Annotated in this window: 14 protein-coding genes; 6 read left to right on the top strand and 8 right to left on the bottom strand. The window is 32.7% G+C overall.

All coding sequences use genetic code 11. The annotated features are described in order from the left end of the window. Positions 1-30: 30 nt before the first annotated feature. Positions 31-2,058: a M3 family metallopeptidase gene (locus SOM12_RS07795; protein WP_320492977.1), complete on the bottom strand. Its 2,028-nt coding sequence runs from the start codon at positions 2,056-2,058 to the stop codon at positions 31-33. 221 nt (positions 2,059-2,279) lie between these two features. On the opposite strand from SOM12_RS07795, the gene SOM12_RS07800 reads away from it, so the two are divergent. Beyond that, complete coding sequence (locus SOM12_RS07800) at positions 2,280-2,948, top strand: hypothetical protein (RefSeq protein WP_320492978.1); 669 nt, start codon at positions 2,280-2,282, stop codon at positions 2,946-2,948. A gap of 115 nt (positions 2,949-3,063) precedes the next feature. Here the strand turns inward: SOM12_RS07800 and purE are convergent, their stop codons facing one another. The 5 genes from purE to SOM12_RS07825 all read right to left on the bottom strand — a co-directional run bounded on the left by purE (position 3,064) and on the right by SOM12_RS07825 (position 9,508). Then, complete coding sequence (purE, locus tag SOM12_RS07805) at positions 3,064-3,549, bottom strand: 5-(carboxyamino)imidazole ribonucleotide mutase (RefSeq protein ID WP_012022518.1); 486 nt, start codon at positions 3,547-3,549, stop codon at positions 3,064-3,066. 362 nt (positions 3,550-3,911) lie between these two features. Continuing rightward, on the bottom strand, positions 3,912-5,066 hold the full coding sequence (locus tag SOM12_RS07810) for a 5-(carboxyamino)imidazole ribonucleotide synthase (protein WP_320492981.1): 1,155 nt from the start codon (positions 5,064-5,066) through the stop codon (positions 3,912-3,914). A gap of 220 nt (positions 5,067-5,286) precedes the next feature. Further along, complete coding sequence (locus SOM12_RS07815; RefSeq protein ID WP_320492982.1) at positions 5,287-5,838, bottom strand: hypothetical protein; 552 nt, start codon at positions 5,836-5,838, stop codon at positions 5,287-5,289. A gap of 23 nt (positions 5,839-5,861) precedes the next feature. Next, positions 5,862-7,964: a TonB-dependent receptor gene (locus SOM12_RS07820; RefSeq protein ID WP_320492983.1), complete on the bottom strand. Its 2,103-nt coding sequence runs from the start codon at positions 7,962-7,964 to the stop codon at positions 5,862-5,864. Positions 7,965-8,233: 269 nt separating this feature from the next. Next, positions 8,234-9,508: a sorbosone dehydrogenase family protein gene (locus tag SOM12_RS07825; protein ID WP_320492984.1), complete on the bottom strand. Its 1,275-nt coding sequence runs from the start codon at positions 9,506-9,508 to the stop codon at positions 8,234-8,236. 186 nt (positions 9,509-9,694) lie between these two features. Here SOM12_RS07825 and hpt point away from each other — a divergent pair, with 186 nt between their 5' ends. The 4 genes from hpt to obgE all read left to right on the top strand — a co-directional run bounded on the left by hpt (position 9,695) and on the right by obgE (position 13,443). Beyond that, positions 9,695-10,225, top strand: a complete 531-nt coding sequence (gene hpt / locus SOM12_RS07830) for a hypoxanthine phosphoribosyltransferase (RefSeq protein ID WP_244165420.1) — start codon at positions 9,695-9,697, stop codon at positions 10,223-10,225. 66 nt (positions 10,226-10,291) lie between these two features. After that, positions 10,292-10,864, top strand: a complete 573-nt coding sequence (locus tag SOM12_RS07835) for an adenylate kinase (protein WP_057114947.1) — start codon at positions 10,292-10,294, stop codon at positions 10,862-10,864. 200 nt (positions 10,865-11,064) lie between these two features. Then, entirely contained in the window at positions 11,065-12,339 is a 1,275-nt protein-coding gene (locus SOM12_RS07840; protein WP_320492985.1) for a hemolysin family protein, read from the top strand. A 102-nt stretch (positions 12,340-12,441) separates the two neighbouring features. Continuing rightward, positions 12,442-13,443 (top strand): GTPase ObgE, encoded by a 1,002-nt coding sequence (gene obgE, locus SOM12_RS07845; protein WP_095931516.1) that lies wholly within the window; start codon positions 12,442-12,444, stop codon positions 13,441-13,443. Between the two features lie 108 nt (positions 13,444-13,551). Here obgE and SOM12_RS07850 read toward each other — a convergent pair whose 3' ends face one another. Beyond that, positions 13,552-14,082, bottom strand: coding sequence for an outer membrane beta-barrel protein (locus SOM12_RS07850; protein WP_320492986.1), 531 nt, complete (start codon positions 14,080-14,082; stop codon positions 13,552-13,554). Positions 14,083-14,396: 314 nt separating this feature from the next. On the opposite strand from SOM12_RS07850, the gene SOM12_RS07855 reads away from it, so the two are divergent. Further along, positions 14,397-16,541, top strand: a complete 2,145-nt coding sequence (locus SOM12_RS07855) for a S46 family peptidase (RefSeq protein ID WP_320492987.1) — start codon at positions 14,397-14,399, stop codon at positions 16,539-16,541. A 225-nt stretch (positions 16,542-16,766) separates the two neighbouring features. On the opposite strand, the gene SOM12_RS07860 is transcribed toward SOM12_RS07855, so the two are convergent. Further along, positions 16,767-23,042: an alpha-2-macroglobulin family protein gene (locus tag SOM12_RS07860; protein WP_320492988.1), complete on the bottom strand. Its 6,276-nt coding sequence runs from the start codon at positions 23,040-23,042 to the stop codon at positions 16,767-16,769. Positions 23,043-23,067: the final 25 nt, after the last annotated feature.

Genomic DNA, 23,067 nt, shown 5'->3' on the forward strand with positions numbered 1-23,067 from the left:
AGCAACTTAGAAGCTAGTATCTTAGAAACTCTATAATAATCCCGCTCTTTTCAACAAAGCTTCCGGTTTCGGTTCTTGTCCTCTAAAACGTTTGTATAAAGTCATCGGATGTTCTGTTCCTCCTTTAGAAAGAACATTGTCTTTGAATTTCTTTGCAATTTCTTCGTTAAAGATTCCATTTTCATGGAAATATTCAAAAGCATCTGCATCCAGAACTTCTGCCCATTTGTAGCTGTAATATCCAGAAGAATATCCGCCTTGAAAAATATGAGAGAAAGCTGTACTCATCGCATTTTCTTTTACATCAGGATACAATTGCGTGTTAGCAAATTGTTCCGTTTCAAAAGCTTTTAAGTCTGTAATATTAGTTGGATCTTGTCCGTGCCAAGCCATATCTAATAATCCAAAACTCAACTGACGTAATGTTGCTAAACCTTCTTGAAAACTTGCACTTTCTTTAATTTTCTGAACGTATTCAATCGGAATGATTTCTCCCGTTTCGTAATGATTTGCAAACAAAGCTAACGCTTCTGGTTCGTAACACCAGTTTTCCATAATCTGACTTGGTAATTCTACGAAATCCCAGTAAACAGAAGTTCCAGATAAACTTGGATAAACGGTATCGGCTAACATTCCGTGTAATCCGTGACCGAATTCGTGGAATAAAGTGGTTACTTCATTAAAAGTTAATAACGAAGGTTTTGTTTCGGTTGGTTTGGTGAAATTACAAACGTTAGAAATATGCGGTCTTTCGTTTACGCCGTCTTTCACATATTGTGATTTAAATGAAGTCATCCAAGCACCGTTTCTTTTTCCTTTTCGTGGGAAGAAATCAGCGTAGAAAATCGAAACTAAATTTCCGTTAGCATCTTTTACTTCGTAAGTCGTAACTTCTTCGTGGTATTTATCGATATCAAAAACCTCGGTAAAAGTTAAGCCGTATAATTTTTTGGCAACGGTAAAAGCACCGTCTAAAACTTTTTCTAATTGAAAATAAGGTTTCAGTTTTTCATCGTCTAAATTAAAAAGCTGCTGTTTTAATTTTTCAGAATAATACGCTCCGTCCCATTTTTCTAATTGTTCGATTCCGTCTAGTTCTTTCGCGAAAGCAGTTAATTCTGCAAATTCTTTTTGAGCTGCTGGTTTTGCTTTTGCTAATAAATCATTTAAAAAAGAGAAAACTTTCTCTGGACTTTCTGCCATTCTTTCTTCTAGAACAAAATGTGCGTGTGTTTTGTAGCCTAATAAATTAGCTCTTTCAAAACGCAGTTTAGCAATTTTTAAAACATTTTCCTGATTGTCGAATTCGTTATTCTGAAATGCTTTTGCACCAAATGCAATTGCCATTTTTTTACGCAATTCACGATTATCCGCATAAGTCAAAAATGGAACATAACTTGGATGATCTAAAGTGAAAATCCAGCCTTCTTTTCCTTGATTTTTAGCTAATAATCTTGCTGCTTCAATTGTACCCTCTGGAAGACCAGATAAGTCTTTTTCATCGGTTAAATGCAATTCGAAGTTGTTGGTTTCTGCCAAAACATTTTCGCCAAACTGTAAACTCAATTTCGATAATTCTTTGTCGATTTCTCGTAATTGATTTTTCTTGTCTTCTGGCAAATTCGCTCCATTTCTCGAAAAACTTTTGTATTTTTTATCTAATAAAGTCGTTTGTTCAGGATTTAAACCTAAACTTTCTTTTTGATCGTAAACGGCTTTTACTTTTGCAAATAAATCAGCATTCAAGCGAATGTCATTTCCTAATTCTGAAAGTAAAGGCGAAACTTCCTGAGCAATTTTCTGCATTTCGTCATTCGTTTCAGCCGAATTCAAATTGAAGAAAATACTTGAAAGACGATCTAAAATATCACCAGAATAATCCATTGCTACAATTGTGTTTTCAAAAGTGGGTGCATCAGGATTATTTACAATGGCATCAATTTCAGCTTTAGCCAAAGCAATTCCTTCGTTGAAAGCAGGAACATAATCTTCGATTTTAATTTGCGAAAAAGGTGCGGTGTTATGTTTAGTTATAAATTTTGAAAGTAAAACACTCATTATATTATTATATTTTTTATTAATAAAAGGCAATTTTTTGAATTTCAAAGATAGCAATTAATAAAAACCTAATCATCTATACAAAATCGATTATCAGCATAAAATCCTCTTAAATTGTGTTATAGATATGTTATTTATTGGTCTAGGCGTTTTTAAAAGCGTAAATTGAAAAAATAGATTTGGCATTATAAAATGCGAATCATAATTAAAATAAAAAAAAGATGAATTATCAAATTGTAATAAAGAATATTGATACGGTTAATGAAATTGAAGGTTATTGGTCAGACGAAGATTTTATTGCGTTATTAGAAAAATTCAATTATCCCGATGGCGCAACGGCTGAAAAAAGTAGTTTGCCAGAATTATTAGAAATGGCAATTTCAGATTATGAGCCTAACGAAGCGGCGCAAATAGTTTTGCACTATAAATTGGGAGATCAATTAAGCGAAGGTCAAATAGATCAAATATCGAACGATATGTTAATCGATAAGGTTTGCGAAGAATATCCAGAAATACACATGCAAGGCACTTTGTTTCATGTAAATCAATTGCTTTTTAAGGCGTATAATGGCAAATTTCCAAATGCAAAAGCTTCTATAGTTCATTTTTCAATGACACCAACTGATGGAGAAACACAAAAACTGACAGCCGAAAATGTACTAAAATTATTGAATAAAGGATTGTCTGAGAGAAATCTTATCAAGAGATTGTTTGAAAATCAAATTTCTCAAAATATTCCATTTCCAGAAGCTGAAAGTATTGTTTGGGATTTGAAAACAGATGATGATATCAACTATGATCTTGTTACTTCAGAAAATTGGATAAATAAAGAAGATATAAACGAATCTGAATTTGAATCTACTTTGGAAGAAGTTGAAGATGCAGCTTAATTCAAAAAAGAGATAAAATTGTAAATTTAGTTTAACAAAGAAGCTCAAAGAAAAAACACAGAGATTCACAAAAAAATTGTGCGCCTCTGTGTTTTTTTTGTGTATCTCTGCGAAATTACTTTTTCAAACCTTCAGCAGCTTTATTTACCGCCGCTTTCAATTCTTCTTTATAAGAAATAATTGTATCTAAAACTTTTTTATCGTGGCTTCCGATGATTTGTGCTGCTAAAATTCCAGCATTTTTTGCACCGTTTAAAGCTACAGTTGCAACAGGAACTCCACCTGGCATTTGCAGAATCGATAAAACAGAATCCCATCCATCAATAGAATTGCTTGATTTTACAGGAACTCCAATTACAGGAAGCGGAGACATTGAAGCCACCATTCCTGGTAAATGTGCCGCTCCGCCCGCGCCCGCAATAATCACCGAGATTCCGCGAGTGTGTGCATTTTTGCTGAAATCGAATAATTTCTCTGGCGTTCTGTGTGCCGAAACGATATCTACTTCAACTTCTACATTAAATTGTTTTAATATGTCGATTGCATCCTGCATAACTGGCATGTCTGAGATGCTTCCCATTATAATAGCTACTTTGCTCATTTTTTTGTTTATTTTGTTTCAGGTTTAAAGTTTCAAGTTTTGTTGAGACTGAAAACTGTCATTGGTTTCATTATTTTAAACTTTCCTACTTATAGGATTTTTTTAATCTGTTTTTGATTACGTTACCCAAAAAATAAACTACAAGTAAAATAATTGTAACTGTAATGAAATTTATAATCAAAAATTCTGGATAAAAATAGTCGCTAACGTAACATTCCGCATTAACTCTTCTATATGCCTGAAATGGAAAACCTATAGAAAAACCTCGGCCATGTTTAGTTATAGGTATAGTTATTAATTGTATTGCGAAATAAATTAAGATTGTTAATCCAGAGATTTTTAATGCTTTTTTCATTTCATTATTAAGCGCTAATCACTTTAATAGTTTCCTTAACTTCCTGTGCAATTCTTCTTGCTTCAGCCATATTTTCGTTTACGATTGTTACGTGACCCATTTTTCTAAAAGGGCGAGTTTGTTTTTTACCGTAAATATGTGGTGTAACGCCATCCCATCCTAAAATGGTTTCGATGTTTTCATAAACTACGTCTCCAGAATGACCTTCGGCACCGACTAAATTTACCATAATTCCGGCAACTTTGCTGTCGGTGTTTCCTAACGGAAGATCTAAAATAGCACGTAAATGATTTTCGAATTGTGAAGTGTAGCTTGCTTCGATTGAATAATGTCCTGAATTGTGAGGACGCGGCGCTACTTCGTTTACCAAAATTTCATCGTCCTGAGTCTGGAACATTTCAACAGCCAAAAGTCCAACATGATTAAAATTCTCTGAAACTTTTAAGGCAACTGCTCTTGCTTTTTCAGCTACTTTATCATCGATTCTTGCTGGGCAGATTACGTATTCAACTTGGTTTGCTTCTGGATGAAATTCCATTTCTACAACTGGATAAGTTTTAATTTCTCCTGATGGATTTCTAACCACAATTACCGCCAATTCGTTTTTGAACGGAACCATAGTTTCTGCAATACATTCTACATTTGGTAAATCATCCATATCAGAAATCTGGCGAATTACTTTTACGCCGTTTCCGTCGTAACCAAACTCCGTGCATTTCCATACAAACGGAATAGTGATTTCGTTATTTCCAACTGATTTCTGCAAATGCAACGGACTTTCAAATCGTAAATATGCCGCAGTTGGAATATTACTTTCAGTATAAAAATCTTTTTGAGTTCCTTTATTCTGAATTCCTTTTAAAGTTTTTGGCGATGGATATACTTTTAGGCCTTCGTTTTCTAATTGCGTTAAAGCTTCAAGGTTTACCAATTCGATTTCGAAGGTCAAAACATCGACTTGTTTCCCGAAGTTGTAAACGGTTTCATAGTCCATTAGATCGCCTTGAAAGAATTTGTTGCAAGCGATTTTACTAGGCGCTTCGTCGCTCGGATCTAGAACGTAAGTTTGTATATCAAATTTTCTGGTGTCGAACAAAAGCATTTTACCTAATTGTCCGCCACCTAATATTCCCAATTTAAAATCAGAAGAAAAATAATTCATTTTGTGTTGTGTTTTTGCAAAGATACTTTTTAATCTTTTTTTAGCCAAAATTTAGTTTTTCTGCTATGGATTGATAAAGTTTTGACACAGATTAAAAAGATTAAAAGGGATTTTTTTCCGCCACGAATTCACGAATTTTTTTTTCCTTGCATTATGTATAAAAAAATAATTCGTGAATTGCTTCGCCAATTTGCTATCGCTCGGGTCGTGGCTATTAAAACTATTTTATTTTCTTCAAAACTTCTTTGGCTACGGCTTTATAGGCTGCAGAATGATCTCCGAAATCTTTATCAATTATTACTTTTAATTCGGGATGAATCCAATCGTAATGATTTCCTAGAATATATAAAGTGCGAATCGAGTAGGCTTTTGTGGCCACTTTGGTATCATTAATTAGCCAATCAAAAGAAGCTTCAATGCAGTTTTGGAGATTTTCCTCAGAAAGTTTTATGCAGTTTTCGTTTTTCTTATAATGCGATTTAACTAAAAGTTGTGTCACTTTTGCAATGGGGCGCATGGAACTTTCATCTTTTAAAACTTTCAAATTCGAACAGAAAAAATCAAGATGAGGCTGGAGCCAAAGTAATTCTTCGTACGAAACAAATTCTAAAATCCAGCACGCTTTATGATTGTTTTTATCTTCGGGCGAAAAGCAAATTGAAACCAATTCACTAAAAAGCGTGGGGTTTTCTAGAACATCTTGAGCAGCTTTGAGACGGTTTTCTCTATATGCATTTACGTAATCCAGTTTTTTTTGCAATTCGGATAGCATTGTTTTTGGTATTTAATACAACGCTAAAATAAGTAATTTAATGAGATAATTCCGTAATAATTTATGGGTAATCCTGGATAATAAAATCTCGGTTGCGCATTTCCAACTCCTGTTGCATTGGTTAAAATCATTGAAGCATATTTTTCATTTGTTATATTATTGATTCCAGCGTCTAAGCGTGCTTTTAAACCCGATAGAATTTCGAATTGGTAACCCGTTTTTAAATTCAAAAGAGAATAAGAATCTGAAAAATTGGCATTAGAATCGTTCATTGGAATTTTATCTGTGAACTGAAAATCGGCTGAAATATAAAGCCCTGAATTTGTATTTAAAATAAAACCTGCACTTGCCGTATTGGCTGGAACGCCAGTTAATTTATTTCCTGAATAATCATTTCCGTTATCGACAAATTCTTTGAATTCATAATTTCCGATAGATGTTCCGATGTAAGAGTTTAAATTGAAAATTCGATTGATTGACCAATTGTGGTTTAATGAGATTTCAATTCCTTCATGAAAAGTTTTCCCGGCATTTACGCCTTCGTATTGATCGTCGCCAATTCTTTTGGCAACTAATAAATCTTTAATTTCCATTCGGTAAATAGCGATTTCGGTATAGAGTTTTTTATTGAAGAAATGTAGTTTCCCTCCCAACTCAAAATTATAACCTGTTTCGGGTTTAATATTTTGATTGATGTTTCCTGTTGAGGTTAAAGTTTCTTCGGTTGCTGGAAGAGAAAATCCTCGGCTTACAGAAAAGTAAAAAGTTTGAATTTCATTTGGCTTAAATAAAAAAGAAAGTTGTGGCGAAAAAATGCCATCATAACTATATTCTTCCTTCAGATTATTCGCGGAAGCGGGAAAATCATTCTGCAATTCGAATTTGGTTTTGTTGTAATTTAAACCTGCCTGAATTTCAAATCGATCAGAAAGTAAAGTTCTAATTTGCGAAAAAACATTATAAAAATGTCTTTTTTGATCAGTTGCTGTAAGTTGATCGCCCTGTAGACTTCCGTTTCCATTATTTTGCTGATATAGATTTTCAAAAGTATTGCCACTGTAATTATCTCTGAAATATTCCAATCCTGAAATAAATTGATTTTTGATTTTTCCGATTGTAAAATCACCAGAAAATTGTGTTCTTGCGCCTGAGGCAAAAGTATATTGACGTAAAATATCAAAAGGTCTCGGTTCATTGCTGTCTTTATAATTGACGAAAACTGAAGTTGAATTATTTAAATGATCGTTTATTTTGAAATCATAAGCCAATCCGCCCAAAGTTGATTTATATTCTTTATAACCCTGTGAAGCAACCCAAGTTGGCGCGCCCGCCTGCGGATTATTTTCGAAAGTAGTTTTATTGATGGAACTCGGAATATAAGCTTTCAAATAAGTGTAATTAGAGAAGTATGTCAGTTTACTGTTTTTCTTTCTGAATAATTCTCCCGAAAGTGTAATTCCTTCCCGATTGTAAGCACTGTTTTGACGCCAGCCATCGGTTTTTAAATTATGATAACTGAGACTTAAAGAAGAACTTTTTTCGTTCAAATCAAAACTGACTCTATTTTTGAGCAAGCCAAAAGAACCAAAAACAGAACTTATTTCAGTTTGATAATTGCCTTTTTTTAATGTTTGAGGCGAAATCAGAATCGCTCCACCCAATCCTGCACCGTAAATACTAGAAAGCGGCCCTTTTATGACTTCAAGTTGATTGATGTTTTGAAGATCGATATCGTCAATTACCGTTTCGCTGTTTCCAGAAGTTAGCGGAATACTTCCGTAAAAAGCTCTGATTTTATTGGTTCCGTATGGAGTTCTCGCGCCAATTCCGCGAATCGAAATTCGGGTTGTGGTGATATTTGAAGATTGCATAAAAACACCAGGAATTGCATTAATGACATTGCTAATGTCTGTAGTGTTATTTCGAAGTAATTCTTTTTCGGATAAAATGCCAATTGACGCGGGACTATTCTGTAAATCACGATTGATATGAAGCGGACTTATTAAAACTTCGTTCAGTTTTTGAGTTTTGACAGAATCAATATTTTGGATTTCTTTTTCTTGTGCAATTAGATTTTGTAAAATCGAAAAAACAATAATTAGAAAATAGTATTTTTTTAAAAACATATATTTTACGTAGCAATTCTTGGAATTTGGAATTTTATCTGAACAGATTACTATTGAGATTTATTTTTAACACATAGAAACATAGCATTGATTGAGGCAAAAAAGGCGTTTCACTTATCAAAAGCCACATAGCAAAACTATGTGCGAAAACGAGTTTTCTTAATAACATCTTTTAAACAAAAATCTATGTCTCTATGTGTTTAAAATTTTCTTTTTATAATTATTCCAATAATTTTCGGAATTGGAATTTGAGATTTAAGTATTGTGATTTATTTATTGGCTGTAACCTTCCAAATCGTATTACTGCTATCATCATTTACTAAAAGCGATCCGTCATTCATCACGGTAACAGCAACAGGTCGACCATAAACTTCTGCTTTGTTTGCATCAGAAATAAAACCTGTTAAAAAATCTTCTGGTTTTCCTGAAGGTTTTCCATCTTTAAAAGGAACAAACAACAATTTATAACCCGAAATTTTAGAACGGTTCCAAGAACCATGCTGACCTACAAAAACACCATTTTTATATTTTGCTGGAAATTTATCTTTAGTATAAAAAGCCAATCCCAACGAAGCGGTATGCGAACCAACGGGAACATCTGGAACAATTGCTTTTTCTACTAAATCTTTTCTTTCGCCTTTCATTCTCGGATCAGGAATACTTCCAAAATAAGAATAAGGCCATCCGTAGAAACCATCTCTTTTTACACTTGTAATATAATCGGGAACTAAGTCGTCACCCAATTCGTCTCGTTCATTTACTGCAGTCCACAGTTCTTTGTTGGCAGGATTCCAGTCCATTCCAACTGGATTTCTAAGACCCGAAGCGAAGATTTTTTCTCCAGTTCCGTCAGGATTAATTTCTAAAATCGCGGCGCGACGCACTTCTTTGTCCATTCCGTTTTCGCCAACATTACTACCGGAACCTACAGAAACGTAAATTTTGTTTCCGTCTGGACTTGCCAATAAATTTCTGGTCCAGTGATTGTTGTAACCTCCCGCAGGAAGTTCAAGAATTTTTTCGCCTTTAGTTTCTAGCTTAAGCGGATTGTTTTTATAAGGGTAACGGTATAGTCCGTCGGTATTGGCAATGTAGAAAAAGTCTTTTAAGACTAGCATTCCAAAAGGTTTGTTTAGTCCAGAAATAAAAACTTCTCTAGTTTCAAATTTTCCATCTCTGTCTTTATCTCTTAAAACGGTTATTTGGTTTTTACTGCTGCGTGTTCCGCTTTCTACAACAAAAATATCTTGGTTTGGTGCAATGTAAGTCCAACGCGGATTCTCAAATCCGTCAGCAAATTTAGTTACGGTAAAACCTTCAGGAGCTTTTGGAGTTTTGCCAGTAGGCCAGCCTATTACTTTGCTATTGTTGGTTTTAGACTCGGTTGCATAGGGCGGAGGAAGTGTAATATCTCCAATGGCAGTTTTTACAACATTGCCCGGCTGTTTTGCCAAAGCTTCTTTTTCTTCTTTTTTAACTTGCCCATTGCAGGCAGTCATTAAGGCTAATAACGGGATTGAAAATAAGGTTAAGGATTTTTTCATTGGTTTTTTGGAGTTAAATAATTATAGTACAACAATTTACTTAAAATTCAGATAGTCTCAAAAAATAATTTGTAAACATTAACTGATATTTAACATTCTTAAAAAATATCTCGATACACTCCATTTTGATAGAAGCAGTTAAGTTCTAATTCTTTATCTTTGTCCATTATTTTAAAATGAAAAATAATGATACAACTTCACGATAAACAATTTGTTCCGTTTATTTCGGCTAAAGAAATTGATTTTGCTTTAACTAAAATAGTGGCTCAGGTCGAAGATGATTTTGGAGATGATACGCCAATTTTTATTGGAGTTTTGAATGGCGCTTTTATGGTAGTGTCAGATTTTTTGAAAAAATATAAAAAACCGTGTGAGGTTTCGTTTATCAAAATGGCATCGTATGAAGGAACTGAAACAACAAATTCAGTTAAAGAACTAATTGGAATTAATCAAGATTTGTCTGGAAGAACGGTAATTATTATCGAAGATATTATTGATACTGGAAACACAATCGAAGAATTAAAGCATTTGTTTAAAGCACAAAATGTAAAGCATTTTAAAATTGCAACATTGTTTTTTAAACCAGAAGCTTATAAAAAAGATATAAAAATAGATTATATCGGAATTAGAATTCCGAACAAATTTATTGTAGGTTACGGTTTAGACTACGATGGTCTAGGAAGAAACCTAACTGAAGTTTACAAATTAGCAGAATAACAAAACACAACTATATATTCATTTAAAGACTTCTGAAAGACAGAGGTAACAACACTCATTTCAATTATGATTAACATCGTTTTATTTGGAAAGCCTGGTGCAGGAAAAGGAACTCAGGCAGAATTTTTAAAAGAAAAATACAATTTAACACACCTTTCAACAGGAGATATTTTTCGTTTCAATTTAAAAAATGATACTGAACTAGGAAAAAAAGCAAGAGTTTTTATGGACAATGGAGAATTGGTTCCTTGCGAAGTAACAACTGCAATGTTAATTGATGAGGTTAAAAAACATCCAGATACTGCAGGATTTTTGTTTGACGGTTATCCAAGAACAATCAATCAAGCAGAAGCTTTAGATAAATTTTTACCAACAATTGGGTCAAGCGTAACAGCAACAATCGCTTTAGAAGCTGATGATGAGATTTTGGTAGCACGTTTATTAGAAAGAGGAAAAACAAGCGGAAGAGCTGATGATCAAGACGAAGAAAAAATTCGTGTAAGATATCAAGAATATAATGAGAAAACAGCTCCGCTTATTGGATATTACAAAGAACAAAATAAGTTTCATGCCGTAGACGGTATCGGAACTATTGAACAAATTACAGAGCGCTTAACGTCAGTTATAGATAATTTGTAGAAAGCTTTTTAAGCTGTACGTTACTCCCGATAATTATCGGGCTCAAAAAAACTATTTTTCTAACTCTAAAACGGGCTTTTCAAATGTTTTTGACAATCAAAGTTTTTGGGTTAGAAAAATTAGTTTTTTAATTGACAGCCTTAATAAATTGAATACAAATTACATTTAACGAGACCATTTTATAACGAATCCCCTATCAATTGGAAATACTAATTATATTTTTTCTAATTCTATTAAACGGAGTTTTCTCCATGTCTGAAATCGCCTTGATTTCGGCCCGTAAAAACAGGCTGGAAACTGCTGCGAAGAAAGGCAACAAAAGCGCTAAAACGGCACTCGATTTAGCCAATTCCCCAAATAAGTTTTTATCTACTGTACAAATCGGAATTACCTTAATCGGAATTTTGACGGGTATTTATTCTGGTGACAAAATCACTGCCGATGTAGAACTTTTTGTAGCAGGTTTTGCAGCTCTTAAACCTTATGCACATTCAATCGCAGTTGGAATTGTAGTGGTAGTTTTAACTTTTTTCTCATTGGTTTTGGGAGAATTACTTCCAAAACGAATCGGATTAAATTATCCAGAAGCTATTGCTAAAATGGTTGCAATGCCAATGAAAGTGATTTCGATTATTACGGCGCCATTTATTTGGCTTTTAACTTCATCGACAGATTTTTTGCTGAATGTTTTTCAGATAAAACCAACTGCTGACGGAAAAGTTACAGAAGAAGAAATTAAAGCCATTATTAAAGAAGGTACAGAAGTAGGAGAGGTTCAGGAAATAGAACAAGATATTGTGGAACGTGTTTTCCATATCGGAGATAGAAAAGTAAGTTCGTTAATGACGCACAGAAAATCTGTTGATATGCTTCCATTAAAAGCAGACAGAGAAAAGATCAAAGAATTGGTAGTTCAGGATCTGCATGCTGTTTATCCAGTTTATAACGATAATTATGATGATATTGTTGGAGTTGTAACACTTAAAAATATTTTTGCTAACATCGAAAATGATAATTTTGATTTGTCAGCAATAGTTTCTGATGCACCTTATTTAATGGAGCAGACAACTGCCTATAAAGCTTTAGAAAACTTTAAGAAAACAGGAGTTCATTACGCTTTAGTTTCAGATGAATATGGGGTTTTTCAAGGTTTAATTACTTTGAATGATATTCTGGAAGCTTTAGTTGGAGATGCATCTGAGTTTTATAAAGATGAATTCCAGCTTATAGAAAGAGAAGACGGTTCTTGGCTGGTTGATGGACATTATTCGTTACACGATTTCTTAACTTATTTCGAGTTAGACGAACTAACAAACGATTACGAAGTAAATACTGTAAGCGGAATGATCATGACCGAGCTTTCTCATATACCAAAAGAAGGCGAAAAACTAGTTTGGCAGAAATTCGTCCTAGAAGTAATCGATATGGACGGTGTTAAGATTGATAAAGTGCTTGTGAGAGCATTGAAAGAGTAGAGAGAAAATTTGTTTCAGGTTTCATGTTTCAAATTTCAGATTATGCATTACGCAACTTGAAACTTGAAACATGAAACTTGAAACTTTACATAAACAAAGAAAATGACAGAAGGAAATTTTGTAGACTACGTTAAGATATATGTTTCTTCCGGAAAAGGAGGAAAAGGATCTACGCATTTACATAGAGAGAAATTTATTGAAAAAGGAGGTCCCGACGGAGGAGATGGAGGCCGTGGAGGACATGTGTATTTAGTTGGAAATAAAGGACTCTGGACATTATTTCATTTAAAGTTTGCACGTCACATTAAAGCTGGTCACGGTGGAGATGGAGGTGGCGATCGTAGTACAGGTGCAGATGGAGAAGATAAAATCATTGAAGTGCCATTAGGAACTGTTGTAAAAGACAAAGAAACTGGAGAGACACTTTTTGAAATTACGGAACACGGAGAAAAACAGATTCTTGCAAGAGGAGGAAAGGGAGGTTTAGGAAACTGGCATTTTAGAAGTTCGACAAACCAAACACCTCGTTATGCACAACCAGGTTTGCTTGGAATAGAAATGGATGTTATTCTAGAACTTAAAGTTTTGGCCGATGTTGGTTTAGTTGGTTTCCCAAATGCTGGAAAATCTACATTATTGTCTGTATTAACTTCAGCAAAACCAAAAATTGCAGATTATCCGTTTACGACTTTAAAACCTAATTTAGGAATCGTAGCTTACAGAGATTTTCAATCTTTTGTAATTGCCGATATTCCTGGAATTATTGAAGGTGCTGCCGAAGGAAAAGGTCTTGGTCATTATTTCTTGCGTCATATTGAGCGTAACTCAACGTTATTATTTTTAATTCCAGTTGATACCGCTGATATCAAAGCAGAATATGATATTTTGGTGAATGAATTGACAAAATACAATCCTGAAATGTTAGATAAAGAACGTCTTGTTGTTATCTCAAAATGCGATATGTTGGATGACGAATTGAAAGTAGAGTTGAAAGCAGAATTAGATGTTTCGTTCAACGGAGTTCCTTATATGTTTATTTCATCTGTTGCCCAGCAAGGTTTAACAGATTTGAAAGACAGGCTTTGGAAAATGCTTAACGAGTAAAAGTATTTTACTAAAAATATAAAACCCGACAATATTATTTATTGTCGGGTTTTTACTTTTTGCACGAAAAAACAAAAAGTATTAAGATGGCTAAATCTTTACTTTTAATTATAATCCGAAGTTTTTAGAAATTCCGATGTTTAGAGTTTTTCCAAAATCAAAACCTAAACGTTCTTGTCTTGGGTCATTTTTTCCATCAAGATTGTCATAATTGATTCCTCCAATAGAGAAATTTAAACCAAAACCATTTTTCATATTAATAAATAATCCTGGATCAAAACTTGCATACATTCCTTTTGCATTGTTTAGTGAAGTGTTTTGATATCCTGCACCTAAGTCTACATAAACAGAGAATAGTTCAGAGAGCAGAGTCGAGTAACGTACAAAACCACCAATTTTATATTTTTCTGTTTTGTCCAATCCTGTTGTTTTTACATTCATAATAGAACCTTCAACTCCAGCTGTCCATTTATCGGCAAATTGATATCCTACTTTTGGAGAGAATTCAAAATTCTCCAATTTAGAATCGCCAATTTTCTCAGAAGTGAATCCAACATTTCCACCCAATAGGATAGAGTTTTTTTGTGCACTTGCCATAGTTGTAAATAATATAACTACAGCTACTAATAATTTTTTCATTTTAATTTAATTTTTGTTTGGGTGGCAAATGTAGTAGAAAACAATTTGTAAGAAAAGATTTAATTTATAATTTTAATTTTGAAAGTTTATTTTTATAAAAAATGATTTTAATTAAAGTTTAAAATCATTTTATCTAATCTTTTTATTATTTTTTGTGAAGTAACTTTTAAAATTTAAAGGTTATTCTTGTTTTGCTAAAATTGTGAATTTCGCAAAATCACCTTTTTGTTTTGTTTGTTATGTTTAGTTTATGATTGTTTAGCTTATTTTTTTTGCGAAAATGAGTTATATTCGCATCACTTAAACAAAATAACATGAAAAAAGTAATTTTATTCTTGACCATGTGCCTTATGGCTTTCCCAATGAGAGCCGATGAAGGAATGTGGTTTTTGATGTTTATCGAAAGATTGAACCATAGAGATATGGAAAAAATGGGCTTGCAATTGACAGCCGAAGAAATTTACAGTATCAACAATCATAGCTTAAAAGATGCGATTGTACAATTCAATGGAGGATGTACAGCTGAAATCGTTTCAAACAGCGGATTGGTATTGACTAATCACCACTGTGGATATAGCGCGATTGCAGAACTTTCAACTGCAGAACAAAATCATTTGAAAAATGGTTTTTGGGCAAAAAATCGTTCAGAAGAACTAAAGCCTAAATCTTTATACGTGCGTTTCTTTGTTCGTATGGATGATGTTTCAAAAAGAATCTTGTCTAAAGTAAATGATACTATGACAGAAACTGAAAGAAACAAAATCATTCAGCAAGAAATCGCTTTAATTGAAAAAGAAAACAGCGAAAACGGAAAATACACTGTTTCTGTTCGTCCTTTCTTTCAAGGAAATGAATATTACTATTTTGTTTATCAAGATTACACAGATGTACGTTTAGTTGGAACTCCTCCTGAAAGTGTTGGTAAATTTGGTGGAGATACAGACAACTGGGAATGGCCTCGTCAAACTGGAGATTTCTCTATGTTTAGAGTTTATGCAGATAAAGATGGAAATCCTGCAGCATATTCTAAAGACAATGTGCCATTGCAACCAAAGCACCATTTACCGGTAAGTTTAAAAGGAGTAAAAGAAAATGATTTTGCAATGATCTTAGGTTATCCAGGAAGAACAAACCGTTGGATGCCAGCTGGAGGAATTGAGCAAAACATTAAATATGCTTATCCTGCTTGGGTTGAAGGTGCAAAAACCGGAATGGATGTAATGAAAAAGTATATGGATAAAGATGCAACTGTTCGTTTACAGTATGCTTCTAAATATGCTTCAACTGCAAACTACTGGAAAAACCGTCAAGGTATGATCGATGCTTTAACAAAAGCTGGAACTGTAGATACAAAAGCAGAACAAGAGGATAAATTCTACGAGTGGGCAAGTAAACCTGCAAACAAAGAGAAATATGAAAATGTAATTCCGACTATCAACGATTATTACAGAGAAACAAACTTAAAAGCACGTCACGATAATTATTTGATGCAGCTTTTACGTACTTCTAGTTATGCAACTGGACCTGCTAATTTAGGAAATGCATTAATAGCTTACTATAAAGAAAATGATGCTAAGAAAGCAGAAATGCTTCCTAAAATCAATGCAATGGTTGAAAGCATCTATGGTGAGTTTAACGCTCCGTTAGAAAAAGATATTTTAGCAGCTCAATTGAATTTATATGCTTCAAAAGGTGCTGAATATGGAATTGCTACAGAAATTGCAAAAATGAAAACAGCTAATAATGGTGACTTTACTGCAGATGTAGCAAAAGCAACTGAGATTAGTTATTTTACTAATAAAGAAAAAGTATTAGCATTTTTAGCTGATCCAAAGCCATTGGCAATTGTACACGATCCGTTGTATATTATTTCTAATGATTTATTGACAAAATACCGTTCTAAAACAGACGATCAAGCAAAAGCGGATGATGGTTTTGCAACTGCTTACCGTAAATTGGTTGAAGGTTTAAGAGAATCTAAATTGAACGCAATTAAATATCCAGATGCAAACTCTACGTTGAGGTTAACTTACGGAAAAGTTCGTGCTTTACCTGCAGATCCTCGTAACGATGCAAAAATCAATAACTATACTACAATGGAAAGTATGGTTAAAAAATACAAAGCAGGAGATCAAGAATTTGACTTGCCAGCTCGTTTATTAGAGTTGAACAAGAAAAAAGATTTCGGACAGTATGCTGATAAAGCGGGATACATGCCAGTAAATTTCTTAACTGATAACGATATCACTGGAGGAAATTCTGGTTCACCAGTTCTTAACGGAAAAGGAGAATTAATCGGAATTGCTTTTGACGGAAACATCGAAGCAATGGCTGGAGACGTAATTTTTGATCCTAAATTACAAAGAACTATCAACGTTGATATTCGTTACGTACTTTGGATTATTGACAAATACGCAGGTGCTAAAAACATTATTGACGAATTGACGATTGCTAAATAATCTTCATTTCTTTATATAAAATTAAACCCGACAGTTTTAAGCTGTCGGGTTTTTTATTGTTTTTTACTTTTGTAAAGTATGTCATCCTGAGCGGAGTCGAAGGCTTGCCAATTGGAACGGGGCTTCGACTTCGCTCTGACTGACAAAAATATAGATTATATACTTTCGTTGGATTTTGAACACGAACGCTAGCGAACTGGCGAAGGAATTTAAAAATTGGAATTTCTAATTCACTTTTACTCGAATTCCTTTTGTATGACTTGCAAATTCTGGTGCATACATACTTTGAATTGTCGTAATTCCGTTTGAGAATTCGCCACTATTATTTACTCGAATATCGTATTCTAAAACATAAGTTCCTTTATTGATTTGATCGAAGAAGAAATGCGTTGCGGCATCTTTTGTACTCATATAATAACCCAAATGATCTGAGTATTTATATTCTGCGAGTACATTTACAGGTTCAAAACAAGAAGCTCTCATATCTTTTAAATGAACATATTCTGTGTCTTCTTTCGCAGTAATTATTAATCGAACGGTAACTAAATCTCCAGTTTTTAAAGAATTTTTTGAGGTTATTTTTTCTAATTCATCACCTTTTAAAGTATTTTTCTTCAAATACAATTCTTTTGAAACCGATAAAACTGCGCCAGTATTATTTTTAATTTTATCTAAATCTTCAAAATACTGCCAATAAACACCACCAAAAGCAGGAACTTTAGATTTGTTTTCAATTTTAATAGACGCCATTTCTTTCTTGACTTCGTCGGTTTTCCAGTTGAGTTTGATGTAACCTGTTCCAGCTTCTTTTTCGTTTTCGGCTATTTTTTTTGTTAAGATTTTTTCATCACCCAATTTCATCACGGTATTATCTTTTACTGAAACCCAATCGGTTCCTTGCATCAATAAAGCATAAATAGCTTCGGTTGTTGATTTTGTAGTTGGCCAGTTTTTGGTTTGTTTGTTTTTCAATAACCAAACCTTCATCGCATCAACCGATTTGGTGTCATTATTTACTTCGGCGAAAGCCTCGATTAATAAAGCCTGAGTTTCTATGGGCGCCTGATACCAATACCATCCCGCTTTATTCGAAATCCAATACATTCCCCAATCTTCATTGTTGGATGAAGTTTCTTTTAAACTTTCGATGATTTTTTTTGCACTTTCTTTTTCTCCAAAACGATTTAAGGTTAAAGCTGCTAGTCCTTTTTCGTAAAGAGAATAATTCAACCATTCTTTTTTAGCCGTTTCTAGATATAGTTTCGTTGCCTTTTTTAAAGTATCAGAAAGCGGATATTTCTCTAAATAAAAACTTCTCGTATATAAATAATGAAGATCAGAATATGGATTGATCCATATTAGTTTTTCATTTGCTTTTAAATTTTTGGTTCTAGTTTGATGATAGCCTAAGAACTTATTATCTAAAAACGGAATTCCAGTTTTAGTGATTTCATTTATTTTGGTTGTATTCGTTTTACTAAATTTTTCTAAATGACCTAAACCTGCCAGAATATGTCTTGTAATATATTCACTTTCGAAACCGCCGTCAAACCATGAAAATCCGCCAGATGATTTTTGTTTTTGTTTTAATTTTTCGAAAGTCGCTTCTTGAGAAGTTTTCATTTTCTCTAAATCAAATAATAGAGCTAGATTTTTTTTCTTTTCATTTTCACTTTGAGCATCATTCAACCAAGGCGTTTCTGCCAGAATAAGCGATTTTAATTCTTCATTTTCTTCTAATTTTGAAGTAGGTTTTCCATTTTTTCTCCAATCTTCAAAAACAGCTGCAATTTTCGGATTATTCGAAATAATTTCTGAAGCCAATGCATTTGCATAATAACGCGCAAAAGTCTGTTCGGCGCATTCATGTTCGTATTCCATTAAATACGGCAAAGACTGAATCGCAATCCAAGTTGGATTTGAAGTGTATTCTAAAGTAAACTGATGATTTTTTAATGTCGTTGAATTGTTGTTTTTTAAGTTTTCGAAAGTATATTCTTTACTTGAATTTTCACGAATCCAAATCGGAATGCCTTCTGTAACTAACATATTATTCGTTAAAACGGGAAGAATATTTTCTTCTCCATCTGAGAAATCACCTGATTTCGCCACGATTTTATATTGAATGCCTTGTAAACCTTCAGGAATTGTAACGGTCCAGCTTGCTGTAGTATTTCCATAAGCTGGAACCGTGAAACTTTTAAAGTTATCTGCATTTAGCATTTTAGCATCAATTGGTTCCATCGTTACAGCATCGAAAAGTTGTAAAGCAGCAATTCCAGTTTTGGCTTCGGCGGTAACATTTGAAATTTTCGTAGTGATAACAATTGTATCTTTTTCCCTAAAGAAACGCGGGAAATTTGGCAAAAGCATTAATTCCTTTTGAGTTACAACGTTTTTCTGCAAATAACCAGAAACTGCTTCTTTGTTGTGTGCAAATAAGCGAAGTTTCCAAGCGGTTAAAGCTTCTGGAGAGGTAAAAGAGAAACTCACTTTTCCTTGTGAATCTGTTTTTAAATTTGGTAAAAAGAAAGCAGTTTCAGATAAATTTTTTCTTGCTTTTACTTGATTTAATTCTTCTAATGCTTTTTTGTTTGCAGAACCTATATCATAAACAGTATTATCTTCTTCGTAAATAACATTTGAACTAACTGTAGTAATAGCAGCAGATAAGTTTGCTTTTTTCTGAATGCCGTATGCAGTAGTTACCACAACCTCTGATAAAGTACTTGAATCATTGGTTAAAACAATATCAATGAATTTTCTGTTTCCTACTAATACAGATTGGGTTTTGCTGCCAATATAACTAAGCTCAAGTTCTTCGTTTTCTTTAGCGTCTATTTCATAATAACCATCAAAATCGCTTTGAGTACTGCGTCTTGTACCTTTCACTACAATAGAAACTCCTGGCAAGGCAAGTCCAGAATTATCAGTTACAATTCCAGAAATCAATTTCGCATTGTAAGGTTTTTTAGCCTTTTTAGCAACCTGCATTTGATACAGTCTCTTTTGATGAATATTATTTTTGTTGTTAAAATCGAATCCAAACGACATTAATTTAATGTCTTCACTAAATAGTTCAAGTTGGTTTAGAGGTAGATTTAAATACATAATAGAGGCCGAAACCTGATCAAAACCAAATGAAGATTTCTTATAGCTTCTGTTATAATTATAGTCGTTTATGGCTAATATATTCCAATCATTTTTTGTAAACTGATCTAATGAACTGTCATACATGGAAGTTAAAATTTCAGCTTCATTTTTGGTGTCTTTTGATTTTAATTTGAATGACCAGTTTTCTGGACTTCCAGGTTGTATTTTACTCCTAAATGTTTCTACATTAAATTCTAATTTTGGAGTAATAGATTTTAATGCAACTGCTACATCACTAGAAAAAACTTCGTTTTCAAAAATGCTTTGAAACCCGATTCTTAATATGTTGTAAAACTCTTTCTTTAGCGGAATTTTTATTGTCGTTTGGTGGTTTTCTAAATGAATAATTTTTTCAAAAAAGACCTTACTATCATAATTTCCAATTGTTGAAATATAAAGTTCTGGGACTACAGAGGTTAATTTTAATAATACAAAACCATCTTTTTTCGCATCTTCATTTATCTGTACGGCCGAAAATAATACACTTGGATTGAATTTATCTTTGCTTTGTTTAATCTGGAATTTAGTTGTGTTTTCTATTAAATTATCAAAACTGTCTTTTGCTGAAAAGACAATTTTGTAGTTTCCAGATTTGTAATTGGAGATAAAATCTAATGCGATTTTTTTATCTTTTTCGGTATCTACTTTTTTCGAATACACTAAGACTTCATCTTCTTTGCTATACTCCTGACCGTTTTGTTCGTACGGAAATAGTTTTTCGAAATCTTCATCAGATAATATTTGAATTTCTGGCGTAGGCCATACTCGTTTTTTGAATTTGCTAGGCAACGGACTTACGAAATATATTTTTATTTCACCTTTCGCAGCTAAAAACTCACCATTTAAATTGGTGCTTTTTAAAACAATTTCATTTTTATCTTTTGTATTAATTTGAGGATTAATTACGGTTTCTAAAACCAAATCATGATAACCCACTTTTACATTTGTCTGTGCATCATGAGTTTCTCCATTTATATCAGTTACTCCTGCTTCTATAAGATAATTGAAAACTGGAAGATCTTTTTTTGAACTTTCCTCAGAAGGAGTAGCAATAAAATCAATGGCAAAATTCCCAGATGCATCTGTTTTGGTTTCGCCTGTTACTAAAACTTCATTTGAACTTGATGAATAATAGTCTCTCGAGTAATAGCTTGCATATCGTGTAACTTTATAAGTAACTTTTGCATCAGAAATGGAACTTCCAGCAAAAGCTTTGGCGTTTCCTTTCACTTTTATGGATTGGTTTACTTTAAAAGTTTCTTTTTTAGGTTCGAAAGTGACTTCAAATTTTGGTCGTTTATATTCTTCAACTCTAAAGTAGGTTTGAGAATTTTCTAAGTCAACATGATCCCAAAAAGGGTGATCGTTTTCTTTTTTATTATAAATAAAATCATTTTTCGAATGGTCAGATTCTTGAGCAGAAATTCCAAAAGAACCTGTCAAACCTGATTTTGGCAAAATAAATTCGCCAGAAAAAGATCCAAATTCATTGGTTGTTACATCTAATTTCTTGATTTCATTATAAGATGCATCTCTAAAAATAATTTTAAAAGAGGTTTGCGGAACAACGCTGGTTTTGTTTTTCTTCTTTTTAATAGCAATTCCTTTAAAATAAAGAGTTTGCCCCGGACGATAAATGGCTCGGTCTAAATAAAATTCGACTTTTCCTTTATAATCGTCATCTTCTTCATTTTCACTTTTATCATAATCTATACTGTAATTGATGTAATCTTTGTGAATTAGAATACTATCGTTTGAAGTAAACAATTCGAGTGTATCACCCTTGAATTTTACATTTTTAGTATTGTAAACTGCGATTCCATTTTTTCCTGTTTTAAAGGTTGCACTATAAGTTTTTATGGTAACATTTTCTATAGGTTTTCCTGTTTTTCGATCTAAAACCTGATATTTTTCGATTTCATTTTCTTGAGATGCGAGGACACTAATGTTTGATGAAGTTATAGTTTCATACGTATAAGCTTTTGTGTTTTTAATATCAGAATTGCTTTCAAAATAAACTAAATAAGATCCAGTTTTTATATTTGGCAAAAGTATTTCGGTGGTATATTCAAAATAGTCTTTTTTGTTTACAAGCGAATATTCTTTTGTGTAAGAAGGTGCGTTTTTCAAAACAATGCTATTCACCAAACTGTCTTGGTTTAGATTTCTTGTTTTAAAATCAAGAAGCAGTTTATGAGTTATTTTATAAAATGAAACTTTTAAAGTATCTACATTTTTGTAATGAATAAACGCCCTCGCATTTTGTTCATTGTAAATATATTTATCCAGCTGAACATATAAAGATTTGGAAAGAATGTTTGCTTTTCTCTGTATCGCAAGTTTATAAGCATTTGATCGATTATTTACTTTTATTATGCTGTCAAGAATTGCTATGGCCTCGATATTATTATTTGGCTTCAATTCTTTTGATGCATCTCGATCTAGAATTGAGGCTTTTTCCAATTGAATTTTCTGAATAAGCGAATTGTCTTTTACATTTTTTTGAAAGCGAATTATGACATCAAGATATTCTTCATTGGAGAGATTTAATTTGTTTTTTAAAAACTGAATACGTTCCCATTGATTTTCTTGCTTTGGATCTATGGTTTCTTGTTTTTGGTATAATGATAATGCTAAACGTAAATCGTCATAAGTTATAAAGTCTAAATTCAGTTTTATGAAATTGGCAGAGCTGCCTAATAAGTCATTTTTGTATTTAATTATATCTTCTTGAGCAAAGCTAGCGGAATAAACTTTTGAACTATAAATGGCGATATTTTCTTTGATGATATAATCAAATAAGTTTTCGTTTTTAAATTCTTCTAAAGTCGAATAGTCAAATATCTGATCGTATTTTGAAAGAGGAGTATTTTTTAAAACAAGTTCATTTTCTAAACTCTTTTTTAAAATTAAATTGATTTGAGCCGTAAAATTGACAGCTGTCCAAGTTAAAAAATCATCATTTAGAGTGTTGATATTTGTTCTATTTCGGATGGAATAATTATTTTGAATAAAATAATCATTAAGGCATTTTGCATAAACGAGATTCAAAATTGCTTTTGAAGGTATAGAAACTCGATTTATATCGGTTTTTAAATTATTTAAAATTTTAGTCTGGGCATTTTCGTCAATTAGAAGAAGGTATTTTGAATGGTAGAAAAAACTTTTTATCATTTCGGCTTCATCTTTATCTGAAACGGCATCTTTATAGATTTTTTCAACTAATTCATTAGCTGATTTGGTTTTTCCTTCATTTTCAAAATCAATTACTTTTTCCCATTTCTTTTCATTTTGTTGTGCAAATACTGAGGTGGAGATAAATAATAAAACAAATATTATATTTTTCATAAGAGGGTTTTAATCTATAGATGAT

This window comes from Flavobacterium sp. CFBP9031 (genome assembly GCF_034044945.1).
In the GTDB taxonomy this organism is placed as follows: domain Bacteria; phylum Bacteroidota; class Bacteroidia; order Flavobacteriales; family Flavobacteriaceae; genus Flavobacterium.